General features: G+C 60.3%; 18 protein-coding genes and 3 pseudogenes. 14 read left to right on the top strand and 7 right to left on the bottom strand.

Annotated elements, in window-relative coordinates:
• Positions 1-8 precede the first annotated feature (8 nt).
• The 10 genes from IVA82_RS47935 to IVA82_RS47890 all read left to right on the top strand — a co-directional run bounded on the left by IVA82_RS47935 (position 9) and on the right by IVA82_RS47890 (position 11,129).
• Positions 9-2,462 (top strand): conjugal transfer protein TrbE, encoded by a 2,454-nt coding sequence (locus IVA82_RS47935; RefSeq protein ID WP_247494051.1) that lies wholly within the window; start codon positions 9-11, stop codon positions 2,460-2,462.
• Entirely contained in the window at positions 2,434-3,231 is a 798-nt protein-coding gene (trbJ, locus tag IVA82_RS47930) for a P-type conjugative transfer protein TrbJ (RefSeq protein WP_247494050.1), read from the top strand. The genes IVA82_RS47935 and trbJ overlap by 29 nt, the downstream gene beginning before the upstream one ends.
• On the top strand, positions 3,228-3,413 hold the full coding sequence (trbK, locus tag IVA82_RS47925) for an entry exclusion protein TrbK (RefSeq protein WP_247494049.1): 186 nt from the start codon (positions 3,228-3,230) through the stop codon (positions 3,411-3,413). Before trbJ ends, trbK begins: the two co-directional genes overlap by 4 nt.
• Positions 3,414-3,428: 15 nt before the next feature.
• Positions 3,429-4,580, top strand: coding sequence for a P-type conjugative transfer protein TrbL (trbL, locus tag IVA82_RS47920; protein WP_247494048.1), 1,152 nt, complete (start codon positions 3,429-3,431; stop codon positions 4,578-4,580).
• Positions 4,581-4,631: 51 nt separating this feature from the next.
• Positions 4,632-5,294: a conjugal transfer protein TrbF gene (locus IVA82_RS47915; protein ID WP_247494068.1), complete on the top strand. Its 663-nt coding sequence runs from the start codon at positions 4,632-4,634 to the stop codon at positions 5,292-5,294.
• 17 nt (positions 5,295-5,311) lie between these two features.
• Positions 5,312-6,151 carry a P-type conjugative transfer protein TrbG gene (gene trbG, locus IVA82_RS47910; protein ID WP_247494047.1) on the top strand — a complete coding sequence of 280 codons (840 nt, stop codon included), beginning with the start codon at positions 5,312-5,314 and terminating at the stop codon, positions 6,149-6,151.
• Between the two features lie 2 nt (positions 6,152-6,153).
• The gene (gene trbH, locus IVA82_RS47905; protein ID WP_247494046.1) at positions 6,154-6,606 is read left to right on the top strand and encodes a conjugal transfer protein TrbH; all 453 of its coding nucleotides are present in this window, start codon (positions 6,154-6,156) and stop codon (positions 6,604-6,606) included.
• 11 nt (positions 6,607-6,617) lie between these two features.
• Positions 6,618-7,922, top strand: coding sequence for an IncP-type conjugal transfer protein TrbI (gene trbI / locus IVA82_RS47900; protein ID WP_247494045.1), 1,305 nt, complete (start codon positions 6,618-6,620; stop codon positions 7,920-7,922).
• Between the two features lie 373 nt (positions 7,923-8,295).
• The gene (locus IVA82_RS47895; RefSeq protein WP_247494044.1) at positions 8,296-9,231 is read left to right on the top strand and encodes an alpha/beta hydrolase; all 936 of its coding nucleotides are present in this window, start codon (positions 8,296-8,298) and stop codon (positions 9,229-9,231) included.
• Positions 9,232-9,242: 11 nt separating this feature from the next.
• Positions 9,243-11,129 (top strand): MFS transporter, encoded by a 1,887-nt coding sequence (locus IVA82_RS47890; protein WP_247494043.1) that lies wholly within the window; start codon positions 9,243-9,245, stop codon positions 11,127-11,129.
• A gap of 520 nt (positions 11,130-11,649) precedes the next feature.
• Here the strand turns inward: IVA82_RS47890 and phnD are convergent.
• The 3 genes and pseudogenes from phnD to IVA82_RS47875 form a co-directional block, all read right to left on the bottom strand.
• Positions 11,650-12,579 (bottom strand): phosphonate ABC transporter substrate-binding protein, encoded by a 930-nt coding sequence (gene phnD, locus IVA82_RS47885; RefSeq protein WP_247494042.1) that lies wholly within the window; start codon positions 12,577-12,579, stop codon positions 11,650-11,652.
• 216 nt (positions 12,580-12,795) lie between these two features.
• Positions 12,796-12,915 (bottom strand): annotated as a pseudogene (locus IVA82_RS48215) (SDR family oxidoreductase); the annotation flags it as partial.
• Positions 12,911-13,141 (bottom strand): annotated as a pseudogene (locus IVA82_RS47875) (porin); the annotation flags it as partial. The pseudogenes IVA82_RS47875 and IVA82_RS48215, both read right to left, overlap by 5 nt.
• Positions 13,142-13,346: 205 nt before the next feature.
• On the opposite strand from IVA82_RS47875, the gene IVA82_RS47870 reads away from it, so the two are divergent.
• Positions 13,347-14,165, top strand: a complete 819-nt coding sequence (locus IVA82_RS47870; RefSeq protein WP_247494040.1) for a phosphotransferase — start codon at positions 13,347-13,349, stop codon at positions 14,163-14,165.
• A gap of 9 nt (positions 14,166-14,174) precedes the next feature.
• The gene (locus IVA82_RS47865) at positions 14,175-14,735 is read left to right on the top strand and encodes a DUF6527 family protein (protein ID WP_247494039.1); all 561 of its coding nucleotides are present in this window, start codon (positions 14,175-14,177) and stop codon (positions 14,733-14,735) included.
• Positions 14,736-15,444: 709 nt separating this feature from the next.
• Here IVA82_RS47865 and IVA82_RS47860 read toward each other — a convergent pair.
• From IVA82_RS47860 to IVA82_RS47850, 3 genes are all read right to left on the bottom strand, one after another.
• Complete coding sequence (locus tag IVA82_RS47860; protein ID WP_346659696.1) at positions 15,445-17,037, bottom strand: ABC transporter permease/substrate-binding protein; 1,593 nt, start codon at positions 17,035-17,037, stop codon at positions 15,445-15,447.
• Positions 17,030-17,851, bottom strand: a complete 822-nt coding sequence (locus tag IVA82_RS47855) for an ATP-binding cassette domain-containing protein (protein ID WP_247494038.1) — start codon at positions 17,849-17,851, stop codon at positions 17,030-17,032. The genes IVA82_RS47860 and IVA82_RS47855 overlap by 8 nt, the downstream gene beginning before the upstream one ends.
• 126 nt (positions 17,852-17,977) lie before the next feature.
• The gene (locus IVA82_RS47850) at positions 17,978-18,931 is read right to left on the bottom strand and encodes a class I SAM-dependent methyltransferase (RefSeq protein WP_247494036.1); all 954 of its coding nucleotides are present in this window, start codon (positions 18,929-18,931) and stop codon (positions 17,978-17,980) included.
• An 863-nt stretch (positions 18,932-19,794) separates the two neighbouring features.
• On the opposite strand from IVA82_RS47850, the pseudogene IVA82_RS47845 reads away from it, so the two are divergent.
• A pseudogene (locus IVA82_RS47845) lies at positions 19,795-20,277 on the top strand (ISL3 family transposase); the annotation flags it as partial.
• Between the two features lie 419 nt (positions 20,278-20,696).
• Here IVA82_RS47845 and IVA82_RS47840 read toward each other — a convergent pair.
• A complete protein-coding gene (locus tag IVA82_RS47840) occupies positions 20,697-22,154 on the bottom strand; it encodes an ISL3 family transposase (protein ID WP_247494035.1) in 1,458 nt (485 codons plus the stop codon).
• Between the two features lie 718 nt (positions 22,155-22,872).
• On the opposite strand from IVA82_RS47840, the gene IVA82_RS47835 reads away from it, so the two are divergent.
• Positions 22,873-24,069, top strand: a complete 1,197-nt coding sequence (locus IVA82_RS47835) for a hypothetical protein (protein ID WP_247494034.1) — start codon at positions 22,873-22,875, stop codon at positions 24,067-24,069.
• Positions 24,070-24,076: the final 7 nt, after the last annotated feature.

The raw sequence follows: 24,076 nt of genomic DNA, 5'->3' as shown, positions 1-24,076 counted from the left end.
CCGCTTCAATGGTCGCGCTGCGCTCTTTCCGTCATTCCGGCCCGTCTTTCGCCGATCTCGTGCCCTATGCCGGCCTCGTCGCGAACGGGATCGTCCTGCTGAAGGACGGCTCGCTGATGGCGGGCTGGTATTTTGCCGGGCCGGACTCGGAGAGCTCGACGGACGCCGAACGCAACGAGGTCTCGCGTCAGATCAACACGATCCTGGCCCGCCTCGGCTCCGGCTGGATGATTCAGGTCGAGGCGGTGCGGGTGCCGACCACGGATTATCCGGCGCGGCAGGATTGCCACTTTCCCGATCCGGTGACGCGTGCGATCGATGACGAACGCCGGAGCCGCTTCGAGCAGGAGAGCGGGCATTTCGAGAGCCGGCATGCGATCATCCTGACCTGGCGGCCGCCCGAGCGCCGTCGCGCGGGTCTCGCACGCTACATCTACTCCGATGTCGAAAGCCGCTCGGCCTCCTATGCCGACACGGCGATCGAGAGCTTCCGCACCTCTGTCCGCGAGGTCGAGCAATATCTTGCCAGCGTCTTGTCCATCCGGCGCATGGAAACCCGCGAGGTCGAAGAGCGCGAGGGCACCCGCCTAGCGCGCTACGATGAACTGTTCCAGTTCATCCGCTTCTGCATCACCGGCGAGAACCATCCGATCCGCTTGCCGGACATTCCGATGTATCTCGATTGGCTCGCGACCGGGGAGCTGCAGCATGGCCTGTCCCCCATGGTCGAAAACCGCTTCCTCGGTGTGGTGGCGATCGACGGCTTTCCGGCCGAGAGCTGGCCGGGAATCCTCAATTCGCTGGATCTGATGCCGCTGACCTATCGTTGGTCCTCCCGCTTCATGTTTCTCGACGACCAGGACGCGCGGCAAAAGCTCGAGCGCACCCGCAAGAAGTGGCAGCAGAAAGTCCGCCCCTTCATCGACCAGCTCTTCCAGACCCAAAGCCGCTCGATCGACCAGGACGCGGCCGCCATGGTGGCGGAGACGGAGGATGCGATCGCAGAAGCGTCCTCTCAGCTCGTCGCCTATGGCTATTATACGCCGGTCATCGTCCTGTTCGACGACAGCAGCGAGCGCCTGCAGGAGAAGACGGAAGCCGTCCGCCGCCTGATCCAGGCGGAGGGTTTCGGCGCGCGCATCGAAACGCTGAACGCGACCGAAGCCTTCCTCGGCTCGCTGCCGGGCAATTGGTACGCCAACATCCGCGAGCCGCTAATCAACACGCGCAACCTTGCGGACCTCATCCCGCTCAACTCGGTGTGGTCCGGCAATCCGACCGCGCCGTGCCCGTTCTATCCGCACGCGTCGCCGCCGCTGATGCAGGTGGCATCCGGCTCCACACCTTTCCGGCTGAACCTGCATGTCCACGACGTCGGACACACATTGGTGTTCGGTCCGACAGGCTCCGGCAAGTCGACGCTGCTGGCGCTGATTGCGGCGCAGTTTCGCCGCTACGCCGGCGCGCAGATCTTCGCCTTCGATAAAGGCCGCTCGATGCTACCTCTGACGCTTGCCGCCGGTGGCGATCATTACGAGATTGGCGGCGATGATGCGGACGGCGCGGCGACGCTCGCCTTCTGCCCGCTGTCGGACTTGTCGACAGATACCGATCGCGCCTGGGCCTCGGAATGGGTCGAAACTCTCGTCGCCGTCCAAGGCGTGACGATCACACCGGATCATCGCAACGCCATCTCGCGGCAGATCGGCCTGATGGCCGAGGCACGCGGGCGATCGCTGTCGGACTTCGTGTCGGGTGTGCAGATGCGCGAGATCAAGGACGCGCTGCACCACTACACGGTCGACGGGCCAATGGGCCAGTTGCTCGATGCCGAGAGGGACGGCCTGCAACTCGGATCGTTCCAGACCTTCGAGATCGAGCAGCTGATGAATATGGGCGAGCGCAACCTCGTCCCGGTCCTTACCTATCTGTTCCGGCGGATCGAGAAGCGCCTGACCGGCGCGCCGAGCCTGATCATCCTCGACGAGGCCTGGCTGATGCTCGGACATCCCGTCTTTCGCGACAAGATTCGCGAATGGCTGAAGGTGCTGCGCAAGGCCAATTGCGCCGTGCTGCTTGCCACGCAGTCGATCTCGGACGCCGAGCGCTCCGGCATCATCGATGTGTTGAAGGAGAGCTGCCCGACAAAGATCTGTCTGCCGAATGGCGCGGCGCGCGAGCCTGGCACGCGCGAGTTCTATGAGCGCATCGGCTTCAACGAGCGGCAGATCGAGATCGTCGCAACCGCAGTCCCCAAGCGCGAATACTACGTTGCCTCACCCGAAGGCCGCCGTCTCTTCAACATGGCGCTCGGCCCCGTCGCGCTCTCCTTCGTCGGCGCATCCGGCAAGGACGACCTGAAGCGCATCCTGGCGCTGAAGAAGGCCGGGGCTGATTGGCCCGTTCACTGGCTTAAGGAAAGGGGGATCGGCCATGCCGAGACGCTTCTCGCCGATTTGTAAGGCGCTCATCATTGCTACAAGTCTCGGATCGCTCGCGGCTGCCCCGGCATTCGCGGGCGCTGCGGCCGGCGGCGCGACCGAGTTCACGCAGATTCTCAATAACGGACAGTTGGTCGAGCTCGCCGGCCAATCCGCGCAACAGATCAACAACCAAATTCAGCAAATCTCACAGCTCGCCCAGCAGATCCAAAACCAGCTCAAGATCTATCAGAACATGCTGCAGAACACGGCGCAGCTGCCGGCGCATGTCTGGGGGCAGGCCGAGAGCGACCTCAAGCAGCTGCAGAACATCGTCAATCAGGGCCGGGGCATGGCTTTCTCGATGGGCAACATCGACGATGTGCTCAAGCAGCGTTTCCAGAGCTATGCGCAGTTTAAGACCAATCTGCCGGGTGGCGCGAGCTTCGCCTCGACCTATCAGGCCTGGTCGGCGACGAACCGCGACACGATTTCGAGCACATTGCAGGCGGCAGGTCTTACCTCGCAGCAATTCGCAACCGAGAACTCGACGATGGAACAACTCCAGACGGCCTCCGAGAGCGCCGACGGGCAGGTGAAGGCCCTGCAGGTCGGCCATGAGATCGCCGCGCAGGAAGTCGCCCAGATGCAGAAGCTGCGGGGTCTCGTCGCGCAGCAGACCACGATGATGGCGACCTGGTTCCAATCGTCTGAGGCCAACAAGGACCTCTCGCAGGCGCGTCGCGAGCAGTTTTTTAACGCGACCACGCCTGCGACCTCAGGCGGCCAAACCATGGAGCCGCGCTGGTGAGACGGTCCGCGATCATCATCATCGTTACCGCGCTCGGCGCCTGCGCGGCAGGAGCGTGGCTCTTTTTCGCTACCCAAGGCTCCGGCTCGTCCCAAGGCGCAACACAGCGTGGAAGCGACTTTTTCAAACCGCCGCAGGACTACAAGACATCCGGCGGTCAGCAGATGAAACCACGCTGGTAGGGGAAGGGGGCAGGGGTGCAAAAACTCAAGCCGGGGCTCGTTCTGATCGTCGCGATCGGGCTCATCGCGGCTGCGCATCCCGCTTTGGCGCAGCAGGATGGAAGTGTTCTCACGACATTGGAAAATTCCGTGACGACGGCTGCCAAGGGCTGGCAGACGGCCGTCATGCAGGCGGCCAAGTCGCTGTTCTGGATCCTCGCTGGCATCGAGGTCGGCATCGCCGCGGTCTGGCTCGCCATTCAGACCGCAACCCTCGATGCGTGGTTCGCCGAGATGGTGCGCCGGATCATGTTCATTGGCTTCTTCGCCTTCGTGCTCGATCAGGGGTTCACTTTCGCGAAGGCGGTCGTCGACAGCCTCTATCAGATCGGCGCGGGCGGCGGCTCGGCCTCGCCGGCGGATGTGTTCAACGCCGGTCTCAAGGTCGCCTCCGCCATGTCACAGAACGCGCAGTTCGGCCTGTTCCAGGACAATGCGCTCGCGATCGCCTCCGTCTTCGCGATGGTGATCGTGGTGATCGCCTTTTCGCTGGTCGCGGCGATCTTCGTCGCGGTGATGGTCGAGATGTATGTCGGCCTGTTCGCCGGCATGATCATGCTCGGTCTCGGCGGCTCGTCCTTCACCAAGGACTTCGCCATCCGCTATCTCGTCTACGCCTTCTCCGTCGGCATGAAGCTGATGGCGCTGGTGATGATCGCCAAGATCGGCTCCGACGCCTTGTTGAGCCTCGCCAACCAGACCGGCACGGGCAATGACGCCTTCATCGGGACACTCGCGATCGGCGGCATCTCTGTCGTCGTCTTCATCATCTCGATCTACGTGCCGAACATCGTGCAAGGTGTCGTGCAGGGCGTTTCCGTGGGCAGCGGCATGGAAGTGGTGAAGCATGCGGGACAGGCGGCAAGCTTCGCCGCAGGCGGCGCCGCGCTCGCATTCGGAGGCGCGAGGGCTGGGGCCGCGGGCTTCAGCGCGGCCCGGGCCGGTGGCGCCTCATTCGGGGCGGCCGCCCTCAAAGCCATGACGGAAGGCGTCGGAGCGGCGGGCGGTGCGCTTGCGTCCGCCGCCCGCGATCAGGCCATTCGCGCGCCAGGCTCGTTCGGCACGTCGACGCTGGGTCTTGCCAACGCAAAGCTCGATCAACGCCCGCCACAGAGAGGATCGGGCTGATAGAGCTGACCCTTTTCATCCGCAACATCATGATTGGAGACCATGACCCGAATGGCCGCGCATAGTCCGCCCGACAATCCCTATCTCGCTGCGCGCCAGGAATGGAACGAGCGCTACGGTTCCTATGTGAGGGCGGCCGCGGCGTGGCGCATGGTCGGCATCATCGCCATGGTGATGGCCGTGATCGGCTTTGCTTACGCTCTGTTCCAGAGCACGCAGGTCAAGCTCGTGCCCTATATCGTCGAGGTCGACAAACTCGGCACCGCCATGAGCGCAGGCTATCCGCAGCAGATCGAGTATGCCGATCCCCGCGTGGTGCGCGCAACGCTCGGAGGCTTCGTCTCGAGCTTCCGATCGGTGACACCAGATGCGGTCGTGCAGAAGCAATATATCGATCGGACCTACGCGCTGCTGCGAACGTCCGATCCCGCGACGCAGAAGATCAATGACTGGTTCCGGAGCACGTCTCCGTTCGAGAAGGCGAAGACGACGACGATCGCGGTCGAGGTCAACAACATCGTCGCTCTTTCGAACCAGTCCTATCAGATCGACTGGACCGAATTCGAACGCGACAGGAAGGGAAAGGAAACCGGCGAGCACCGCTTCCGCGGCATCGCCACTGTCACGCTGACTCCACCCCAGGACGAGCAGACCATCCGGCTCAATCCGATCGGCCTCTACCTGCGTGATTTCGACTGGACGGCGCAACTATGAAAGGGGCGCGGACACCGATGCACCCAAACACAATCGGACTCAAGATTGGCACTCTTTTTGTGGCTTCCGCCTTTGGCTTGCTGCTGGCCGATGTCGGCGCTCACGCGCAGGCGATGAGCGCCAAGGAACGGAAAGGCACGAACATCTCGGGCCAGTGGCGCGGATCGACCGGACTGGTGACCCGCGGAGCTGACGGCAAGGTGATCTTCCTGTTCGGGGAAGTCCAGCCATCCGTCGTCTGCTCGCCACTCGAAGTCTGCGACATCGAGTTGCAGGCGGGTGAGGTGGTGCGCGACGTGCTGGTCGGCGACACCGTGCGCTGGAAGGTGGAGCCGGCGACATCGGGCACGGTCGGCGGCCAAGCCATCCACCTGATCGTCAAACCCGCGGAGCCAGGGCTCATCACCTCGATGGTGGTGACGACCTCGCGGCGAACCTATCATATCCAGCTCAAATCGAACGCGACTCAATATATGGCGCGCGTCGGCTTCGAATATCCCGAGGATGTCGGCAACAGGCTCGCCGATATCAACGCCCGGCTCGGCACTGAGGTGATCCCCGGCGCCGGCGTTTCGGCCGAGCAATTGAACTTCGGCTACAGCGTGAGCGGCAGCGCCTCGTGGCGGCCGACGCGCGTCTACAGCGACGGCGTGAAGACCTACATCCAGTTTCCGTCGACGCTCTCCGGAGGGGATGCGCCCGTCCTCTTCGTCGTGTCGGGCGGCCAGAACCGCATCGTCAACTACCGGCTGAAGGACGACATGATGGTCGTCGATTATCAGATCGACACCGCCATTCTGGTGTCCGGCGTTGGCTTTTGGAACCAGGACAAGGTGACGATTCGGAGGGGAGGCTGATCATGCGGCAGGTCTCCTCGACGCCTCGGGTCGTCCTTCTCTCCCTGCTCAGCCTGCCGCTCGCCGGATGCGCGTCGTTCGGCGGCAGCACCCTGGTGGCGAGCTCGGCGCCGGCCGATCTGTCCGGTCCCGCGGCTTCTGCGATCGCCGGCGACATGGTGACGAGACTCGCCGAGCAGGTCGGGCCCGGCTCTGGCACGATCATCCTGAAGCCCGACGGCACGCCCTTCGGCCAAGCGCTGGAGACGTCGCTCAAGAGCTGGGGATATGCGGTTGCGACCGATCAGAAGACCAAGGGCGAGAAAACCATTCCACTCGCCTATGTGATCGAGTCCTACAACGGTCAGGTCCTGGCGCGGTTGTCGACCGGCAGCGTCGAGCTCGGCCGCGCTTATAGCGCAACCGCCGCTGGAGCATCGCCGACCAGCCCGCTTTCCATCATGCAGCGCGGGTAGGGAGGACTATCATGGCGCAATCGCTGAAGCTCGGCGGCGCTCCGGAGGGAGTGGAGGCGAGGGGAATCCGCCGCCTCAACCGCTTGCCGATCGTCATCGCGATTGTGCTGGTGGTCGTCTTCTTCGCCGTGATCTTCTATGGCCTGACGTCGCGCGGACTGTACTTTCGGCGTGCCGCCGGCATCGATACGGCTTCATCCAATCCGGCCTCAACCTATGCCGATCAGCTGAAGAAAGGCATCTCCAACGGCATCATCGGCGATCAGACCGAAGCGCAAACATTCCAGCCGGCCCCGCCGCAGCCCGACACGCCAAAGCCCGCAACCAATCCCTTTTCCGGCCGACAACAGACCGAAGCGCGCTCGCAGCTCGAACCCGAGGCGCAATGGCGGGCGCGGCTCGAGCGCGAGGCGCATGACCAATATCTGCGGGAGCGACAGCGCCAGCGAATGGCCCGCGTGCAGGCGAGCGACGCCGCCCATGACTCACCGCTCGCCATTAATCTCGGCAAGCTCCAGACAGTCTCTGCGACGGCGACAAGCAACACAGCGCCGGCAAACACAACGACAATGTCTGTCGTTGCGGGAGGAGCGTCCGATCTCTACGCGGCAGCGTTGCGTGCCGGCTTCGGCTTGCAGAACATCGATCCGAACCGACAGGCGGCGAAAGAGGATTTCATCAACGCGGACCTCAAGAAGCTCGGCTACCTTCCCAACAAGGTTGTCACGCCGACTTCCGCTTACGAATTGAAGCGCGGCTCAGTCATTCCCGCAACACTGATCACGGGCATCAATTCCGACCTTCCCGGACGCATCACGGCCCAGGTCAGCCAGAACGTCTATGACAGCGCGAGCGGCCATCACCTGCTGATCCCGCAGGGCGCCAAGCTCCTGGGACGGTACGATTCCAAGATTTCGTTCGGGCAAAGCCGCGTCCTCGTGGTCTGGACCGATATCATCCTTCCGAACGGCGCGACCCTGCAGATCGGCGGCATGGCGGGCACCGACGCCGAAGGTTATGGCGGCTTCAATGACCAGGTCGACAATCATTATTTCCAGGTGTTCGGCTCGGCGATCCTGATCGCCGCGATCGGCGCCGGCATCGACATGTCGATGCCCGCAAGTTCACCTTACGGGTATCAGCAAACGCCGACGGATGCCGCCCGCAACAGTTTTGCCGAGTCGTTCGGCCGCGTCGCCGAACAGACGATCAGCAAGAACATGAACGTCCAGCCCACACTCGAGATCAGGCCTGGCTATGTGTTCAACGTCCTCGTCGACCAGGACATGGTATTTCCGGGGGCTTACAGGGGATGAAGTGCTTCGGTTCGGTTACGACAGAGTCCCTAGCAGATGGCGCGTTGTGCTCGAAGCAAACGATCCAGTTGGCTGATGGAGATCGCTTCTCGTTATCGCGATTGTCGCGCGCAGCAAAAAGGCGAGGCGGTACAGCGCCGTTGCGCGAAATTGCACGGAGCCTAGCGCCCGATCTCGCCGAGCTCGTCGTGCGGATGATCGAACGAGTCATCGCGATAGACAAAGGGTGCTGAAATGCGCAGCAAGAAAGCGACAAGGGATGTTCGTTCAGAGCTGCCTATGAGAGGCAGCCAGCACCAAAGCCCATCAAGTCGAATCCGGTCATAGACCAGCATTTTGCTCAGTAGATGCATTCAGACGAATAGGAGGTCGGATGCCATATATCGATGCCGCTGGTGTGAAGCTTTATTTTGAGGAAACGGGGGAGGGTCATCCGATCATTTTCCTGCACGAACTCGGGGCAGACAGCCGCGAATGGGAAAACCAGGTTCGCTATTTTTCTCGTGCTTTCCGCTGCATCACCTTCAATGCCCGCGGATATCCGCCCAGCGACGTTCCTGAAGAGCCTGCTCTATATGGCTGGCAGCTCGCCGTGGATGATATCGACGTTCTCATGCGTGGCCTCGTCATCGAACGCGCAGATCTGGTCGGATTAAGCATGGGCGGATATGCCGCCCTGCAATTTGGGTTGAGGTATCCAGAGAGAGTAAGCGCGATTGTCGCGGCCGGTGTGGGATCTGGGTCGGCTCCTTCCCAGCGTGACGATTGGTTGCGAGAAACTTCCATTCTCGCGCGGGCCTTCATCGAGCGCGGGATGGACGCGATGGCTCGGAAGATGGCGCACCGTCGGACTCGCGTTCAGCTCAAATACAAGGACACCCGGAGTTGGCAAGAGTTCATGGAACGCTTGCGTCATCATTCCCAGCGAGGAATATCAAATACGATGGTGCGCTGTCAGGCGTTGCGGCCACCGTTACATGATCTGCGCGATCAGTTCTCAAAGATGAGACTACCGGTCTTGCTGGCCTTGGGGGATGAAGACGCTCCCTGCCTCGAGACGAACCTGATGCTAAAAACAGTGCTTCAAAACGCCGGTCTTTGGATTTGCCCGAATACGGGCCATACCATCAATCTGGAGGAGCCGACAGCGTTCAATGCTCAGGTCGACTGCTTTCTAGCAGCGGTCGAGCGCGGGAGCTGGCGCCGCGGGTATCCGGCGATCGATCAGACAATTGGGAAGACGCACGATAGGCGCACGAACGCCGATGCAGTCTTTCACAGCACGTCCAACACTCCAACCGCTTCGTAGCGAGTATTCCCTTGGAATTGCGAACCAGCGTTCATCTCAGCGAATCCATGACGATGCGGTTGACCGCTGCGGCTACCCGCACGGGAGTGACGAAATCGGAGCTCATTGAAGCCGCGCTTGATCGTTTTTTGGAGCCTGATAGCGCTAGCGAGCATTTCGCGATACTGACAGGCCTCGCCGCGCTGAACGATCAGATCGATCGGCTCAGCGCCGACCTCAAGACGGTGAACGAGGTCGTCGCCCATCACGCACGCTTTCACTTGACCATTACGCCCCCTTTAACGAGGTCAGAGCAGAATATTGCATCTCTGGTCGGCTCCGAACGGTTCGAGGAATTCGCCGCGCAAGTAGGACGCCGCGTCGAGCGCGGGACATCCCTTCTACAGGAGACGATGAACCAGCGCGCCGTGGCGAATAAAGACCGCTTTGCGCGCGACCTTGCGGCAGGCGGTGCCCGCACGAATTACAACTCTTCAGAACCAGACCGTCGTCCATCGGATACAGTCGATGGTGCGACCAGATCGACGCCCGGCTACACCGAGAGATTTGTTGGCGCTGTGCGGCCGCCCACACTGACGCATTCTTGGGGGCCGGAACCGGCAGTTGCCGGCGTGATAGGAGGCCCCGCACTTATCGTGCGGGTGTTTGTGCCTTTTGCCGTCGGCTATTACCTCTCCTATCTCTTCAGAACAATCAACGCCTTGATCGCCGCGCCCCTGACATTGGAGTTGGGGCTCGACGCTGGTGATCTTGGGCTGCTGACGTCAGCCTATTTCCTTACCTTCGCGGCGGCGCAGATACCGATCGGCATCTTTTTGGACCGTTATGGTCCGCGGCGAATCCAGAGCGTTCTGCTGGTTGTTGCTTCGGTGGGCGCGGCATTGTTTGCGGTATCAGACAATTTGCTCATGCTGTTCCTTGGCCGGGCGTTGCTCGGTCTTGGGGCCGCTGCAAGCATGACCGCTGGATTGAAGGCCCTCGTGCTGTCTTTCCCGAAGGATCGCTTGCCGGTTCTAAATGGTCTCATGGTCCTGGTCGGTGGTTTGGGGGCGGTCACTGCGACCTCGCCTACGCAGTTATTGCTGACTTGGATCGGGTGGAGGACGCTCTTTGCACTGTTAGCCGTCCTCACGGCCAGCTGTTCGGCTCTGATTTATCTCTTGGTGCCCGAAAGTGCATCGACAACACCAACCATGAGAGGGACGGCCATGGCCGGCCTCAGGGAGATTTACACGAATTTGCATTTCTGGCGTCTGGCACCGTTGTCCGCAACTTCCGTCGGCACGGCCTGGGCGCTCCACGGCCTTTGGGCGGCGCAATGGCTTACCGACGTCGACGGCCTTGATCGCACAGCGGTGGTGCAGCACTTATTCGTCATGGCCGCCGCGCTCAGCCTGGGCGCGCTTATGTTAGGTGTTCTGGCCGACCGGATTCGTCGTTATGGAATTGGAACCGAGGCGCTGCTTGCGGTCGTCGGCCTCCTATTTATTGCGATCCAGTCCGCGATCATCTTGCGATGCCCGATGTCATCATATGTCCTGTGGGGCGCCGTGGCCGTGGTCGGCGCTGCTACCGTGCTGAGTTATGCAATCCTGGCCACCTATTTCCCGAAGGAACTTGCTGGGCGCGCCAATGCTGCGCTTAACGTGTTCCATATCGGCGGAGCATTTGTCCTGCAATCCGCAACCGGCGTTGTGCTTGAGCAATGGAGGCCTGTGGCGGGGCATTATCCGGCCATCGCTTATCAGACTCCCTTTGCCCTCAATCTCACCCTGCTGGTCGGCGCATGGATCTGGTTTTCTTTCTCATGGATGTTCCCTCCTTCGACGGCCGTTCGGAAGCGTCGAGTTGCGGCCAATCAAGAACCTGAAAAACCCGCGGGGTTTGACCGGGGCTGAGATGCGAGCAGGAAGGTCGGAATTGATGCGGGCAAGCAGGTACCGGAATGATCGAGCCGTGCTTTAGACGTGCAAGAACATAAACGTCCCGCCCACGCTGGAGATTCTGCCGGGCTATATTTTCAACGTCCTCGTCGACCAGGACATGGTCTTTCCCGGCGATTATCATGCGTGAGACGCGACAATGCACGACGCGCGCGCTTAAACGCGCGTTCCAAAACCCGGCTCATGAGCCACCAGAGACCCGGTCCGTCGCGTAAAGCGCAGCGCCCAGAACGGCGACCCCGGAACAATTAATAGCGGCATAGATTGTGATCGCCGGGACGGCACCGATGCTGCTCGTATTGCCAAGTTTGTCCAGTCATCAGCCCCGACGATACAAGGCTGTCGACCTCCTCCAGGACGCTTCTTGGGCTTTTACAAAAAAGAGCCGGGCCGATTGACCCAACTCGCGTGTGCTGTCCCGAAAGACGTTAGAGCGCTTTCGAGCGAAGTGGCTACCGGTTCGCGTGAAGGAGCTCTAGTATGCCTTCTTACGGAGCGCATCGACGAACTTAATCAGCTCAATCGTCTTGTTGTAGTCTTCATCGGCGATAGGCTCCCAAGGCTTGTTCTTCCCATCGGATAGATTCCTGAACGCTTCCGGATCCTTCTGCGCTGCATCGAGGAAGGCCTGCTTTATCGCGGCCTTCATGTCATCCGGCAGGTCGCTGAGGTACGCGACGGGCGAGTTGATGATCATGTCGGACCTCACGATGATGCGGAAGTCTTCCTTCTTCATCGGCGTGCCGTCGCTGGTCTTGACCATGCCCTTGTTGAGCATCCGGGTCAGGTTGGAGTCATCGTCGGCATTCCACCAGTCGGCGGCGACATCGACTGTGCCTTGCGCCAGCGCCAACACAGCGTTCTCGTGGCTACCGGTGAAAATGACGTTAGAGAAATAGGCACCGGGATCGATACCCAGCTGGTTCAGCTTTAGGCGCGGCATATTGTTGCCCGACGTCGAGTTTGGATCGACCAGGCCGAGATTCTTCCCCCTGAGGTCCCCGATCGTCTGATACGGCGACTTCGCCAGCACATAGAATACTGAATAATAGCCCTTCGAACCGTCGGAGTTGACGTCGATCACGAAGGCGTCGATCTTCACGCCGGTAAGGCGGGCGCGAGCAAAGGAGGCCGGGCCGTAATAGCCGATCTGGATGTTGCCGGCGCGCTGGCCTTCGATAACGGCAGCATAATCATTGGCAACCCGCAGCGTGACCTTCACTCCAAGTTCCTTGGAGAGATAATTCACGAACGGCGTCCAGCGCTCGGTCACGCCGGACGCGTTCTCGCCCGGCACTACGGCAAAGGCCAGTTCCGGATATTTGGACTTCCAGACTTCGGCGTAGGCTGACGCGGAGAAGACCAACGCCGCAGCGCCGGCAAGAACTAATCTTCGAGTGACCATGATGCACCTCTTGTTTAGTGGGTTTAAGCAAACTTTTCTGGCTATGCTTACAGCCCCCCAGCCCGTCGAGCGTCGCCACACCTGTAGGCTGACGCCCGCGTATCCCCATGAACTCATTGCGTCGAGTTCGTGAAGCCCCTGCGCGGTGGCACCAGCAGGGCGCCACCGAACATCACGCGGAGCGCCAGATCGCAGATGCCTGGGCTGATCGTGGATTCATGGCTCCGTGGGCAAAGTAGTGCATCCACCGTTCACAGAGATGACCGCGCCTGTGATATAGCGGGCGAGCGGGGCGGCAAGAAAAGCCAGGAGGTTTCCGATATCTTCTGGCTCACCAATTGCGCTGTACGCGCAGGAGCATGCTGACCGCACTCTGGTTCTTTAGCTCGTACACGCCAGCCGGCTTGGCAACTGCCGCAACCGTTGGTGCCGTAATGGTGCCGGAGTATTTCTGATCGAGAAAAGTAGCAAAAACGTCCGCCGAGAATGTCAGATTCTTCACTGGCGTCCAGCGTGTGATGGTGCCCACCGCTGCGAGGTTGAAGTCGGGCTTGCAGACACTAGGCTCTTGCAGAACCACGCGTTCTTTGAGGACCACTGGCTCAAGGAACGCTCCTATAGCCGCGAGATCTTGCAGAGAAGTTCTCGCAAGAATCGCATTTTTGACAAGCGGTCGCATCCTCGGACGCGCAGCGTCCGTGCCAGGCTGATGAAGCATCGATAAATTGCTTTGTTCTGCGGTCAGATCGTTGAATGTCGAGAAATACGTGCCTTTCAATCTCGGGCCGCGATTGAACTACGATTTATGCTGTCTCGGATCGACACGCGGTGTGCTGGTCGGCGATCTCATCGAATCCTGTGAGAGTCTGAGGCTTGCGGCACGGAGCGGCCGGGCCGGGCCGGGCCGGGCCGGGCCGGCAATATCGTGCCTGTTCGATCGAACGCTGCAAGCGTGGTATCGAAATATCGAACACCGAGATACGCCACTTTCGCAAACCCTGGGTCCGCGCTTTCCAAAGCAATTTGACCGGCGCCGGATGCAAAGGGCGCGATCGATCGGCTCGAGATGCGACCGCGATCGGCTGTTGGCATTGTTCGAATGCTGCGCAAGTTATCCGGTGTTATTCGCAAAGATTCATGGCGATCTCCACGTCGACAATGTTCAGGTGAGGGGGCACGAGGCGCTCGTCATCGACTTCTATGCCAATCAGGATGGACCGCTGGTGTGGGACATAGCGACCTTGGAGGCCAGCCTATTGGTCGATGCCTTCGATAATGATGAGCTCTGGTCCTTCGATGAGTGGTGGAGCTCGATTGAGCAGCCGTACGGTGGTAAGCCGCTCGACATGCTGCTCGGGCACGGTGATCCGCGCGATCCGCATCGCTGGTTCCACGAAGCCGTGCGACAGATCCGGCACTATGCCGCGCGTGTCGCGCCAGCAGATCAATACGGAGCGGCTCTTGCGCTGGCCCTTCTGAACAAGGCCGCCAAAGATCCAAATCTGAAAGGTCCTGAGGATGAGCGTCGCGCCGCTGCGTACGTGCTAGCAGAGCGCATTCTCGACAACAACTTCGCAGGGCGGTGAGACGAATTCATGGGCGTCGTCATTCTCAACTTTCGGGCCGTAGTCTCTTCACGAGGCGAGGCGGACCAGCACCTGTCGAAACCCGGCGATGCTGTCCTGGTCAACCGCGGTGGTCCACGTTGGCTCGTGTTGTCCTGTCCTTGCGGTTGCGGCGAACGATTTCCCGTCAACCTCGATCCAAGAAGTGGGCCCGCCTGGCGTATCTACAATGCGGAAGGAGGAAAAATGAGTGTGTTTCCTTCCGTTTGGCGCGATACCGGCTGTCAAAGTCACTACATCATCTGGCGCGGACGTATTTATCTGTTCGGGTCAGATAATGATGCGGAAACAGATGCTGGTATTGCATTGGATGATTTGCTCGGACCGGTGTCGAAACGATTGTCGTACGCCGCTTGGCGGTCCTTTGTCGACGTCGCCGATGAGCTCGGAGAAATCCCTTGGGACGTTCTAGAAGCCTGTCGGACCCTCGCTCGCAAGCGAGTGGCCGAGGAAGGAACTGGCAAGCTGAGAAGCCACTTCCGTCTACGGTCGGCCTTGGGAACGACGGGCAAGGTCGACTTCACGGCTTGAGATCATTTGCTTCAAACGGCTGCGAATATCGAAGATGAAATAGTCAGCTCGCCTGCTCGTCACTAGATCGATCAGCACGAGAGCAGCAAGTTGGATTGAATTGCTACGCCGGCTCGAATTGGAATTGGCTCAACCTCTTCGGCGCGCCCGGTGTGACCAGCCAATCGGTCAGGGCTCCTCGCTCTCTGCGCAACCTACCGAGTGCAGAAAGCACGACGGTACTGATGGCTTGTTGTCTGCTGCGCAGATGGTCTTCAACTAGCTTGTTGTCGAGTGACGTAACCTGCATTCCCTTCAAGAGACCTCCAGATTCGCATAATCTTCGTTATGGAATATATTCCTATTCGATTTGTTCTGGTCGCGGACGGGGCCGAACACGCGCGCACCTCGCGCGGCGCGGCCCGCCAGAACTCTCGAACGTTCGGGCCAGCTGGATGGCCAGACTTCTGTCGGTCTTAAGTGGTTGCGGGGAGACGCAACCTCCGACACCGACATTCACTGGTGGTGGGCATTTCAACGGTGAGCGGCCCCATCGCGGAAAAAGACGTACGCGGAATCAAAAATCAGCCCGACTATCAAACGATAACGAAACAGCCCGGCCGACCATTTATGTGGACGCCGGCTGCGGCCCTCGTCGACGCATCTTACAAGACGAGTGACGGTCATCCGCGAGCATCGAACGAAAACACCCTTGATCTTATTCTTATATCTATCGCGACTGCAAGTGCACTGCCTTTGCCAAGGCTCGCGCCGCCTCTTCCGGAGAAGCCTTGTCCGTGGCGCTGTCGACCATGAGGTTTGCGGCACGCATGGCCTCGACCGGAACCGAGCCGACGAGAGGAGCAAGTGCTCGCTTCAGCCGCGCATCGGCGGCGCGTTTTGGCGCGATGAGAATCAGCGCGTCGTAGGAAGGTATCGCATGCTTCGGGTCAGCGAGCACGAGGAGATCCTGCGCCGCGATACGCCCGTCGCTGGAGAATGCGGAGATGACGTCGGCCTCGCCGGATTCGAGGGCGTGATACATCATCGTTGGGTTGAATGAACGTCGCGTTTTGAACGACAGACCATAGGCACTCTTCAGCGAGCTCCATTCCGGCCGTCCCAAGAATTCAAGATCATCGCCGATGGTGAGTTGAGGAGCAACGCGGGCCAGATCGGCGATCGACGTGATGTTTAGCTCCTGCGCTTGTTCTCGTTTCATCGCGAGAACGTAGGCATTCTCGAAGCCGAGCGCGCCGAGTACCGTGACGCCCCGCTCTGCTTTCATCCAGCGGACGATCTCCGCCTGCATCCTCTCGCGCGATGGCGTATCGGTGCGGCCGATGACATTGCGCCAGAGCGTGCCGGAGTAATCGACGTAGGCATCGATGTCATCGTGCGCCAACGCGCGAAAAGCGATAGCCGAACCGAGCCCGTCCTTGCGCGTTACGCCGGCCCCCTCGGCCTTCAGTCGGTCGCCCATCAGGTCCGCCAGGATGAACTGTTCGGAAAAGCCCTTCGCGCCGATGGTATAGGTTGCGGCTTCGTTCGAGAGCAGCGGCGCGAGGCCGGCGAGCGTGCCCAGGGCAAGCCCCGCGATACCGAGCGCCACGCGCTTCCTGCTGCGTTCGGACGCCCCTCTCTCCACAAGAGCGAGAAAAAGGTCGGTGACCAGAGCGAGCCCGGCGGCGGCAATGCAGCCGAACAACACGGAAACCCAATTCTCGGTCTGCAATCCCGTAAAGATGTAATTGCCAAGGCTGGTTTGGCCGACGGGCGTCGACAGCGTGGCAGCTCCGATCGTCCATACGGCTGCGGTCCGCACCCCGGCCATGATGACAGGCGTCGCGAGCGGCGCCTTGACCCGCGTCAGAATCTGCCCCGGCGTCATACCAACACCTTCCGCCGCTTCCACGATAGCCGGATTGACGCCGTTCAGGCCAACCAGGCCGTTGCGCAGAATCGGAAGCATGGCATAGAGCGTCAATGCAATCAGCGTCGGCAGGAATCCAAGCGCGGGGATACCGAAGCCGAACAGCCGCACGGTCAATGTCGAGAGCGCAAGAAGCAAAGGATAGAACAAGGCGAGCAACGCAAGCCCCGGTATCGTCTGGATCAGGCTTGCGACGGCAAGCACGAGCCTGCGCAGCCATGGCCGATCCGCAGCGAGGGCAGCGAGCGGCAGGCTGATAAGAAGCCCAAGCGCCAGCGCCGTGGCGCAAAGGACGATGTGTGGCGTGAGATAGGTCGGAAGCAGACGCCAAGCGTCGAACAAAGCGTCTAATTGCGTACCGGACAACAGCTCTGCGCCGGCATCAGGCACAGGCAGGTCCGTTCCTGGCCGCAAGCGCGGCGATACGCTCCGCCTGACGTCTCGGCACCTCCATCAAGGCGGCAACGTCCGGATCGTCAGAACCCATCATCAGGGTGTGCGGCGTATCGTCGGCAAGCACGTGGCCGTTCTTCATGACGACGATCCGATCAGCCATCAGCACAGCTTCCTGGATATCATGGGTGACCATCAGGGTCGTGATGCCGAACCGGTCGTGCAGCTCTCGGTAGGAGGACCCCAGGCTGTCGCGGGTGACAGGATCGAGCGCACCCATCGGCTCGTCCATCAGAACGATGCGCGGTCGGGCGGCGATTGCACGCGCGACGCCGACCCGTTGGCGCTGACCTCCGGACAGCATGTGTGGAAAGCGGCTGGCATAGTCCTGCGGCAAGTCGACCATATCCAGCATCTCGGCCACCTGCGTTTCGATCGCGTTCGCCTTCCAGCCAAGCAGCTTGAGCGTCACGGCAATGTTGTCGGCGACCCTCATGTGCGGGAACAAGCCGATCCCCTGAAAGACATAGCCGATGCTCCGCCGCAGCATCGGCGGTTCGGCTTCGCTGACAGGCACTCCGTCGATCCTGACTTCTCCAACGTCAGGATCGACGAGGCGATTGATGGTCTTCAACAGCGTGGTCTTGCCGGATCCCGAGCCACCGACCAGCGCGACCAGTGAACCTTGCTGCACGTCGAGCGATACGTTGGAAACGGCCGCACTCCGTCCTCCATCGTAGGATTTGGACACAGCATCGATCTCGATATACGGCACCGAAGCTGATGGATTCGAAATCGGCGAAGCTGTCATGAGCAAGGCCTCCCTGTAGACGACCGACGTGGACAGAAAGGGACCATGCAAGGAGTCAGGGCATGATCCACTCGGGTGCCCGGTTCTCCGGCTTACACCCACGGCTGTCTTCGGAAAACAAGCCCGTCACGGCTCCAACGCGACCTGCAAGCCCTCGTTGCCCTCAATATGAACATAACGGGGCCCGATCGGCCGCCCCCTGCGGCGGGCAACAGTGACAATGTCCTTCAAGGGGGCAACGTGCGCATCCGCCTCAGGGCGGGATAAGATCAGATCGGCGTGAAACAGCCCTTCCGATTCAAGACCTGCCGCATCGACGCCGAGAGCCGCCAAGGCGGCCAGACTGCCTTCGAACTCACCGGCATCGCGAAAGCGACGCTGGATGAATGTCGCGCCGGTCAGACGCTCCGTCACAAGGCCATGCTTCTCGAACGTCGCAGCCAACGCATCGAACGGGAACATCCTCAGCACGAAGGAGACGATCCATGGGCGCCTCTCTGTTGCATCGAGGATTTTGCTGAACGTCTTTTCGGTGACGTAGCCGATGCAACCCGTCGACATGATGACATCAGCAGAGCGGATAACACTCGCGCTGTCCGCTGAGAGCGACTCACGTTCGAGATCGGCGACAATGCCCTGCTCGAGAAGACCAACACCCGTTGCATAGCCGATCGCCGGTGCCGAGATATCGAGACCGATAAATCGCGCCAGGCCGACATCCGGCCAAGACGCATAGAAATTGCGATCCAGACGCACCAGTGTCTCGGAACTGATCGCCCTCATCTCGCGCCGCGCGTAGCGGTGACGCAAGCCCCCGAATGTCAGTGGAAACCGATGCACCGCTGCGTTGATGCCGTATGAACAGCCAACATCGAGCACGGTCGGCTTAAGGCCGGTTGCCGCAGCCTTCGCTGCCAGAATTTGGCGCACAACCGGCTCGGCCACGTCGGGGATCATGTAATCCAGATCTCCCAGCACAGAGAAATATGCCCTGGGATCTTCCATGGCATAAATGTCATCGAACACGGCCTTAGACTCGTTGATACGCGAAAAATCTGCTCGCAACCGGATGTCTCCCATTTCATTTTGCTGGCCGCTCGATGCCTGCTGCCTTCAAGCGCTCGATGCCTTATCGCAGAGATCGGCCGCCGCACAAAACCCCATCGCGCGCTTTTTCAGTCTCGCTTCGTGAAGCAGAGGGCGCACCTCTTAGTGCAGAGCACGTAGAAGATGAAGTGGCTCCAAAAGCGGCCACGAGATTCTTCGGCATTTAAGTTGTGACGTTGAGGCTTCCTGAGTGCCGAATGGCAGCGATTGCAATGGCCACACGTTGATGGCAAGATTATGAGTGGAGCGAGCATAGAGCTATGCGCTGCATCGCTCGATCCTGTCGATCGTCATCGACTCGATCGTTGGACACGACAATGCTGAGATAACCACGCCGAGCACTCTTGGTCAGGATTGATCGTTTGAGCATGAGCACGGTTGCGGCGGAGCGATCTCCCAGGTGGGCCTTGCCAACTTCACGGCGGCTGTTCGGCATCTGAGGTTGCTCCGTCCGGCCAACCTTCCATGGACTTCTTAACGTCGTATTGCCCGCCGCGGCGCGCACTTCGATCAAATAAGCGCTTCGCTACGGTATCCCAAATCCCAGGTACCGGGGTGACGGCCTGCTAACCACCGCGCTTCAATCTTTCAGGACTGGCCGCGGTCGGGAGGCGATCGGGCAACCCTTGCGCGGTTCGCACGTTGGCGACAAGGACTCGAAGCGGCATATCGGCATCTCGACCGTGTGTGTTTAGGATGGAAGAACAGCGAAGTACACAACGGCGACCGACGCGTGATCCCGCCTTCGCGTCGCCTCACATTGGAGTATCGTGGGAAGCTGCGCCGACTCTCTAGCGATCGTTTAAGTCACCGACCCGCAGTTCCCATGAACGACCAGAGCACGGAACGCTGGCTTCCGAGGCTCGCTCCGCACGATCAGCAAGTGGGCGACTCGCAGACGACGGGCCGCTGATGCCCAACATCTTCAGCGGATCCCGTCGGCTAGAACAATTGCGCGCCTCATGACAATCGGACGGGACTTGCTCGCGAAAGCGGAAACCATCCAGGTCGCGGCGATCGAGGCTGGCGTACCAAACCTGGCTGAGGCCCGCGAGATGATCACCCAACTCCACGTGATGATCGGGCGAAAGGCCGAAGCGGGACTCACGCCATGGATCGAGCGAGCTCGTGCCAGTCTTATCGCATCGTTCGCCCGCGGCGGAACGAACGATGAAGCGGCGGTTCGGGCGGCGATCACCTCACCCTGGTCCAACGGGCAGACCGAGGGGCAGATCACCCGCCTCAAGCTCTTCAGACCGCAAATGTGCGGCCGCGGGAAAATCGGCCTGCTTCAAGCCAGACTAATCGGCGCAGAATAAGCGCAGCTCCCCCAAAAATGCGTCAGAGCCCACAATTGACCCCCTAAGGTTGGGCTGTTGCGCCGCCTGCTTTGGAATGATGTAGGTGGTCCGGGATGTTTCTTGTGACCACGATCACAGGTGTGGTCATGCTGATCGAGATCGGGTTTTCTGAGTTTTGGGACCGATCTGAGCCGTCGCGCGATAGATGGCCGATCAGATCGGGGGACGGCAAGCTACCGCGCCTGACCTTTTTCTATGAGCATCGTCGCGCTAGATGTGCGGCAACGTTTGATTGCGCCGACGCTGCTAAGATCTCCTGCGCCAGGGCCTCCCGTATCGCTACGGCCATTTGATGGGCGGCGGCGATCCCTGATTGGGTTCTTCCGCATATTTGGTGCAGCTCGATCGACCGGGGTGGGTAGGTTGCTCGGTCGTTCTCAGGCAGCCAGGAGGACGCGTCGACGCAATAGCGGGTAGCTTGCCCGGCCATACATTTGTCGTTTGATGGCTTTGATCCTGCTGATCTGGCCTTCGACCGGACTGGTCGTCCAGGAGGTAGTTATTGCCGCTCGGACCGCATCGATGTCGCGCGCGATACCGTTGGCGAAGCTCTTGAGCTCGCTGTTGCCTGCTTGTGCGATCCATTCATCGAGCTCGGCGATGTCGCTACCACTGAGAAGGGACACAAACCGCTTCGCCAGATCGGCCGCCGTGGCGAGTTCCGGAGCTTGCGCAAACAGATGGCCGAGGAACAGCCTGGTTTCAGCGTCGATCTGATCCGGATCCTGGCTCAAATACCAAGCACAGCGACGACGCGTGGGAGCTTTCCAGGTCAGGTGTGGTTGTGCTTCTCCTGCCGCTTCTGCATGTGCACGCCTGTTAGCGGCCCATCGCGCGACGGTCACCCGACTTCCAGTATACCCCTGTTGCTGAAGCTCCCGCCAAAGCTGCTGGCCCACCTGGCGGCCGGAGGCCCACCGCGCTTCGAGCCAAGCCTCGAAGGGCGCGAGAAGATGTGAAGGTCCGTTGGGACGCGAATGCTCCGGTTCGCCGCCGGCGGCGAGCCAGCGCTGAACAGTGCGCCTGTCGACGCCGAGCAGTTGGGCGATCCTGGATGTCGGGCAACCTTGCTCGCGTAGACGACAGATTTCATCCCAGCGTTCGCGTCGCGCTGCCTTTCGATCCGCCTGCAACTGTGCAAGGCCGGGTGGCGGCATGGAACTGCCGGTCTTCGCTCGTTGCGCGGACGCCATGATTTGCACGGCGGCGGCTACGTTGTGACGATGGCGGCCGACCGCGTGGCGCAGGGCCTCACCCAAGCTGTTGAGCAGGTGCCATCGGTCCGTCACCTGCACCGCGTCGGGCGCGCCACAGCGTGTGCCATCAGCATAAAGTCCCGCACGATCGCGCGCGACGACCTTGATCCCCGGCCAGCGCTTGAACCAGCTCGCAACACTGTTGGCGTTACGATCGGGAAGCAGATCAAGCACGCAATTGCGCTCCAGATCGCAGATGATCGTTCCATATCGCTGGCCACGACGCCAAGCCCAATCGTCGATGCCGACGACGGTCGGGGCAACGAAATCCGGCAAGGGAGCCGAGTGAATCATTCGGAGCAAAGTGTCGCCGCTGACCGGCATAGCCAGTTTGCGCGACAGGCGCGAGCCAGGCTCACCGCCGACCGCAAAGCCGATCGCCAGTTGGCTCTCGCAGAGGCGGGTTGTGCGTCTTGCTTTCGGCCGCACCGTTGCCGGTAGCCTCTCGGTGCATATCCGACGCGGATATTGCGGATTGGCGCATCGAAACCGTCGCGCCTGAAGCCGGATTTCGACAGCCCGACCCTGCCACGGCAGATCGGCTAAGCGTCGCACGTAATGGCTGTGGACGCGACCCATCCGGCAGCCGCAACTAGGACAGAGCGAGACTGCTGACTTCGGCCGAGCCACGAGCACCACTCTGTCGGTCTGGGGAAGGATCTGGACAATCGAAAGCTCGGGGGAAACCAGTGAGCGGAAGGCTTGGAGCAAGGCGAATCACGGACGTCGACTGCGATTCTGACCTTATGCCCTTATTCGCACTGTCCGTGAATCCTGCACCCTGCACCAAATGTGCGGAAGAACCCCTGATTGTCGCGCCATAGGCTGGCGGCAGCCACGTCCTGGACACCGGAATCGGGCAACGGCTTTCCGTCGATCGAGATCCGTTTCGGCGATATTCCGATTGCCGCTGAGCTACCGCGAATTGTTGTGCGCGTCTGGTACCGGACCGTGATTACTAGTTGAGGCCTCGCGCATCAACTGCTTCGATCTTTGCGCAGCAGAGACTGTTCGGCGAGCCGAGTTGCAATCGACGACCGAATTGGAACATTTGCCCTGAAACCTTGGCGACCCATCCTCCCTACCACGATTGATAGTTGTTCACGTTCTTGCCTGCCGTATTCTGCAGAAGCTCGACCTCCGGCGAGAGCAACACGTTCGTTGAACACCCGCGCGCTTCTAGATCTCTCCCGCCCTCACACCAAGTCGCAAACCAACGCTCTGTGATTCCAGATCGTACTGCACGATCCTGTCAGCTGGATGAACTCGTAACTGAAACAGCGGAAGGGACTCCTTTATGAACATCGGCGTCTTGAAAGAGATCAAGCAAGACGAGCGCCGTGTCGCCCTGCAGCCGAGCCAGGCGAGAGCTCTTTCGAGCCTGGCTCACAACATCTATGTTGAAAGCGGCGCCGGGGAGCGGGCTGGATTCTCCGACGCGGATTACCAGGCCAGCGGTGCGAAGATTGTGAGGAAAGACGAGGTCCTCGCCCGAGCGCGGCTTCTCCTTAAGGTCAAGGCCCCACTGCGCTCTGAGTATGATGATTACGCTCCTCATCATATTCTCTTCACATACTTGCATTTTGACGAGAACATTTCCTCTCAGGATCTTTCCGAACTCATCAGCCGAGGCTTTCTAGGAATTGCTTATGAGTGGGTCGGAAAAGCTGGCCACTATCCATTGCTGGAGCCGATGAGCAAACTGACCGGTTATCTCTTCGCTCAAAGGGCGTTGGAGCTCTGCTCACAAGAAAAGGGAGTATTCTGCGCTCGCAATGAGGACCTTCTTCTCCCCGGGGGACGGGCTCTGATTGTCGGTTGTGGCAACATCGGACTGTCCGCGTTCAAATATTTATCTGACCTCGGGGTTGCCTTGACCGTCATTGTCACGCGAGGCGGCGAGGATTTCAATCGCAAAGCCAATGCTCGGTTCGGGACAGAGGGCATCGACTACGTAGGCACAACCCGCACCAATCTGGTAACGATGAATAGCAAGGATCCTTCTCGCACCCAACACACGATTTCGGCGCTACTGCCGGAGACCGACATCGTCCTCAACTGTGCAGTGCGCCGCCCAAACCTTCCAAAGCGGAGAATGGAATACCTGATTGACCGGAGCATGGTTCGACGCATGCAGAAAGGTAGCATTATCTGCGATTGCACTGCCTGTGATAATGACATGATCGAAACCTGCACTTCTTCGGCTTTGCTCTACGACTCATATCGTGAAGAAGGCGTCGTGCACTACAATTGCGATCATATTCCATCACTGGTGGCCAATACTGCGACGCGTCTGCTGACTGCGCGGACTTTTGCCTATATTCAGTACATCGCGCATCTCGACTCTTTGCAGGCCATCACCCAAGATGAGAACCTTCGTAATGGAGTTTGTTGCTATCGAGGGCACCTGACCCATGCGCTGTCGGCGGAGAAGAAGGGATTACCGTATCGCCCCTTGACAGACGTGATCGAGGCACTGTCAAGCGCGGCGTAGGCGATCA

The organism is Bradyrhizobium sp. 142, assembly GCF_023074015.1.
In the GTDB taxonomy this organism is placed as follows: domain Bacteria; phylum Pseudomonadota; class Alphaproteobacteria; order Rhizobiales; family Xanthobacteraceae; genus Bradyrhizobium.
The sequence above is the reverse complement of the archived record's forward strand: the minus strand, read 5'-3'. Positions and strand labels throughout refer to the sequence as shown.

What these genes read in the sequence shown, in the direction of transcription:
- IVA82_RS47935 (WP_247494051.1), top strand. Translation starts at nt 9, where the DNA reads ATGGTCGCGCTGCGCTCTTTCCGTCATTCCGGCCCGTCTTTCGCCGAT.
- trbJ (WP_247494050.1), top strand. Translation starts at nt 2,434, where the DNA reads ATGCCGAGACGCTTCTCGCCGATTTGTAAGGCGCTCATCATTGCTACA.
- IVA82_RS47915 (WP_247494068.1), top strand. Translation starts at nt 4,632, where the DNA reads ATGGCCGCGCATAGTCCGCCCGACAATCCCTATCTCGCTGCGCGCCAG.
- trbG (WP_247494047.1), top strand. Translation starts at nt 5,312, where the DNA reads ATGCACCCAAACACAATCGGACTCAAGATTGGCACTCTTTTTGTGGCT.
- trbH (WP_247494046.1), top strand. Translation starts at nt 6,154, where the DNA reads ATGCGGCAGGTCTCCTCGACGCCTCGGGTCGTCCTTCTCTCCCTGCTC.
- trbI (WP_247494045.1), top strand. Translation starts at nt 6,618, where the DNA reads ATGGCGCAATCGCTGAAGCTCGGCGGCGCTCCGGAGGGAGTGGAGGCG.
- IVA82_RS47895 (WP_247494044.1), top strand. Translation starts at nt 8,296, where the DNA reads ATGCCATATATCGATGCCGCTGGTGTGAAGCTTTATTTTGAGGAAACG.
- phnD (WP_247494042.1), bottom strand. Translation starts at nt 12,579, where the DNA reads ATGGTCACTCGAAGATTAGTTCTTGCCGGCGCTGCGGCGTTGGTCTTC.
- IVA82_RS47865 (WP_247494039.1), top strand. Translation starts at nt 14,175, where the DNA reads ATGGGCGTCGTCATTCTCAACTTTCGGGCCGTAGTCTCTTCACGAGGC.
- IVA82_RS47855 (WP_247494038.1), bottom strand. Translation starts at nt 17,851, where the DNA reads ATGACAGCTTCGCCGATTTCGAATCCATCAGCTTCGGTGCCGTATATC.
- IVA82_RS47850 (WP_247494036.1), bottom strand. Translation starts at nt 18,931, where the DNA reads ATGGGAGACATCCGGTTGCGAGCAGATTTTTCGCGTATCAACGAGTCT.
- IVA82_RS47840 (WP_247494035.1), bottom strand. Translation starts at nt 22,154, where the DNA reads ATGGGTCGCGTCCACAGCCATTACGTGCGACGCTTAGCCGATCTGCCG.
- IVA82_RS47835 (WP_247494034.1), top strand. Translation starts at nt 22,873, where the DNA reads ATGAACATCGGCGTCTTGAAAGAGATCAAGCAAGACGAGCGCCGTGTC.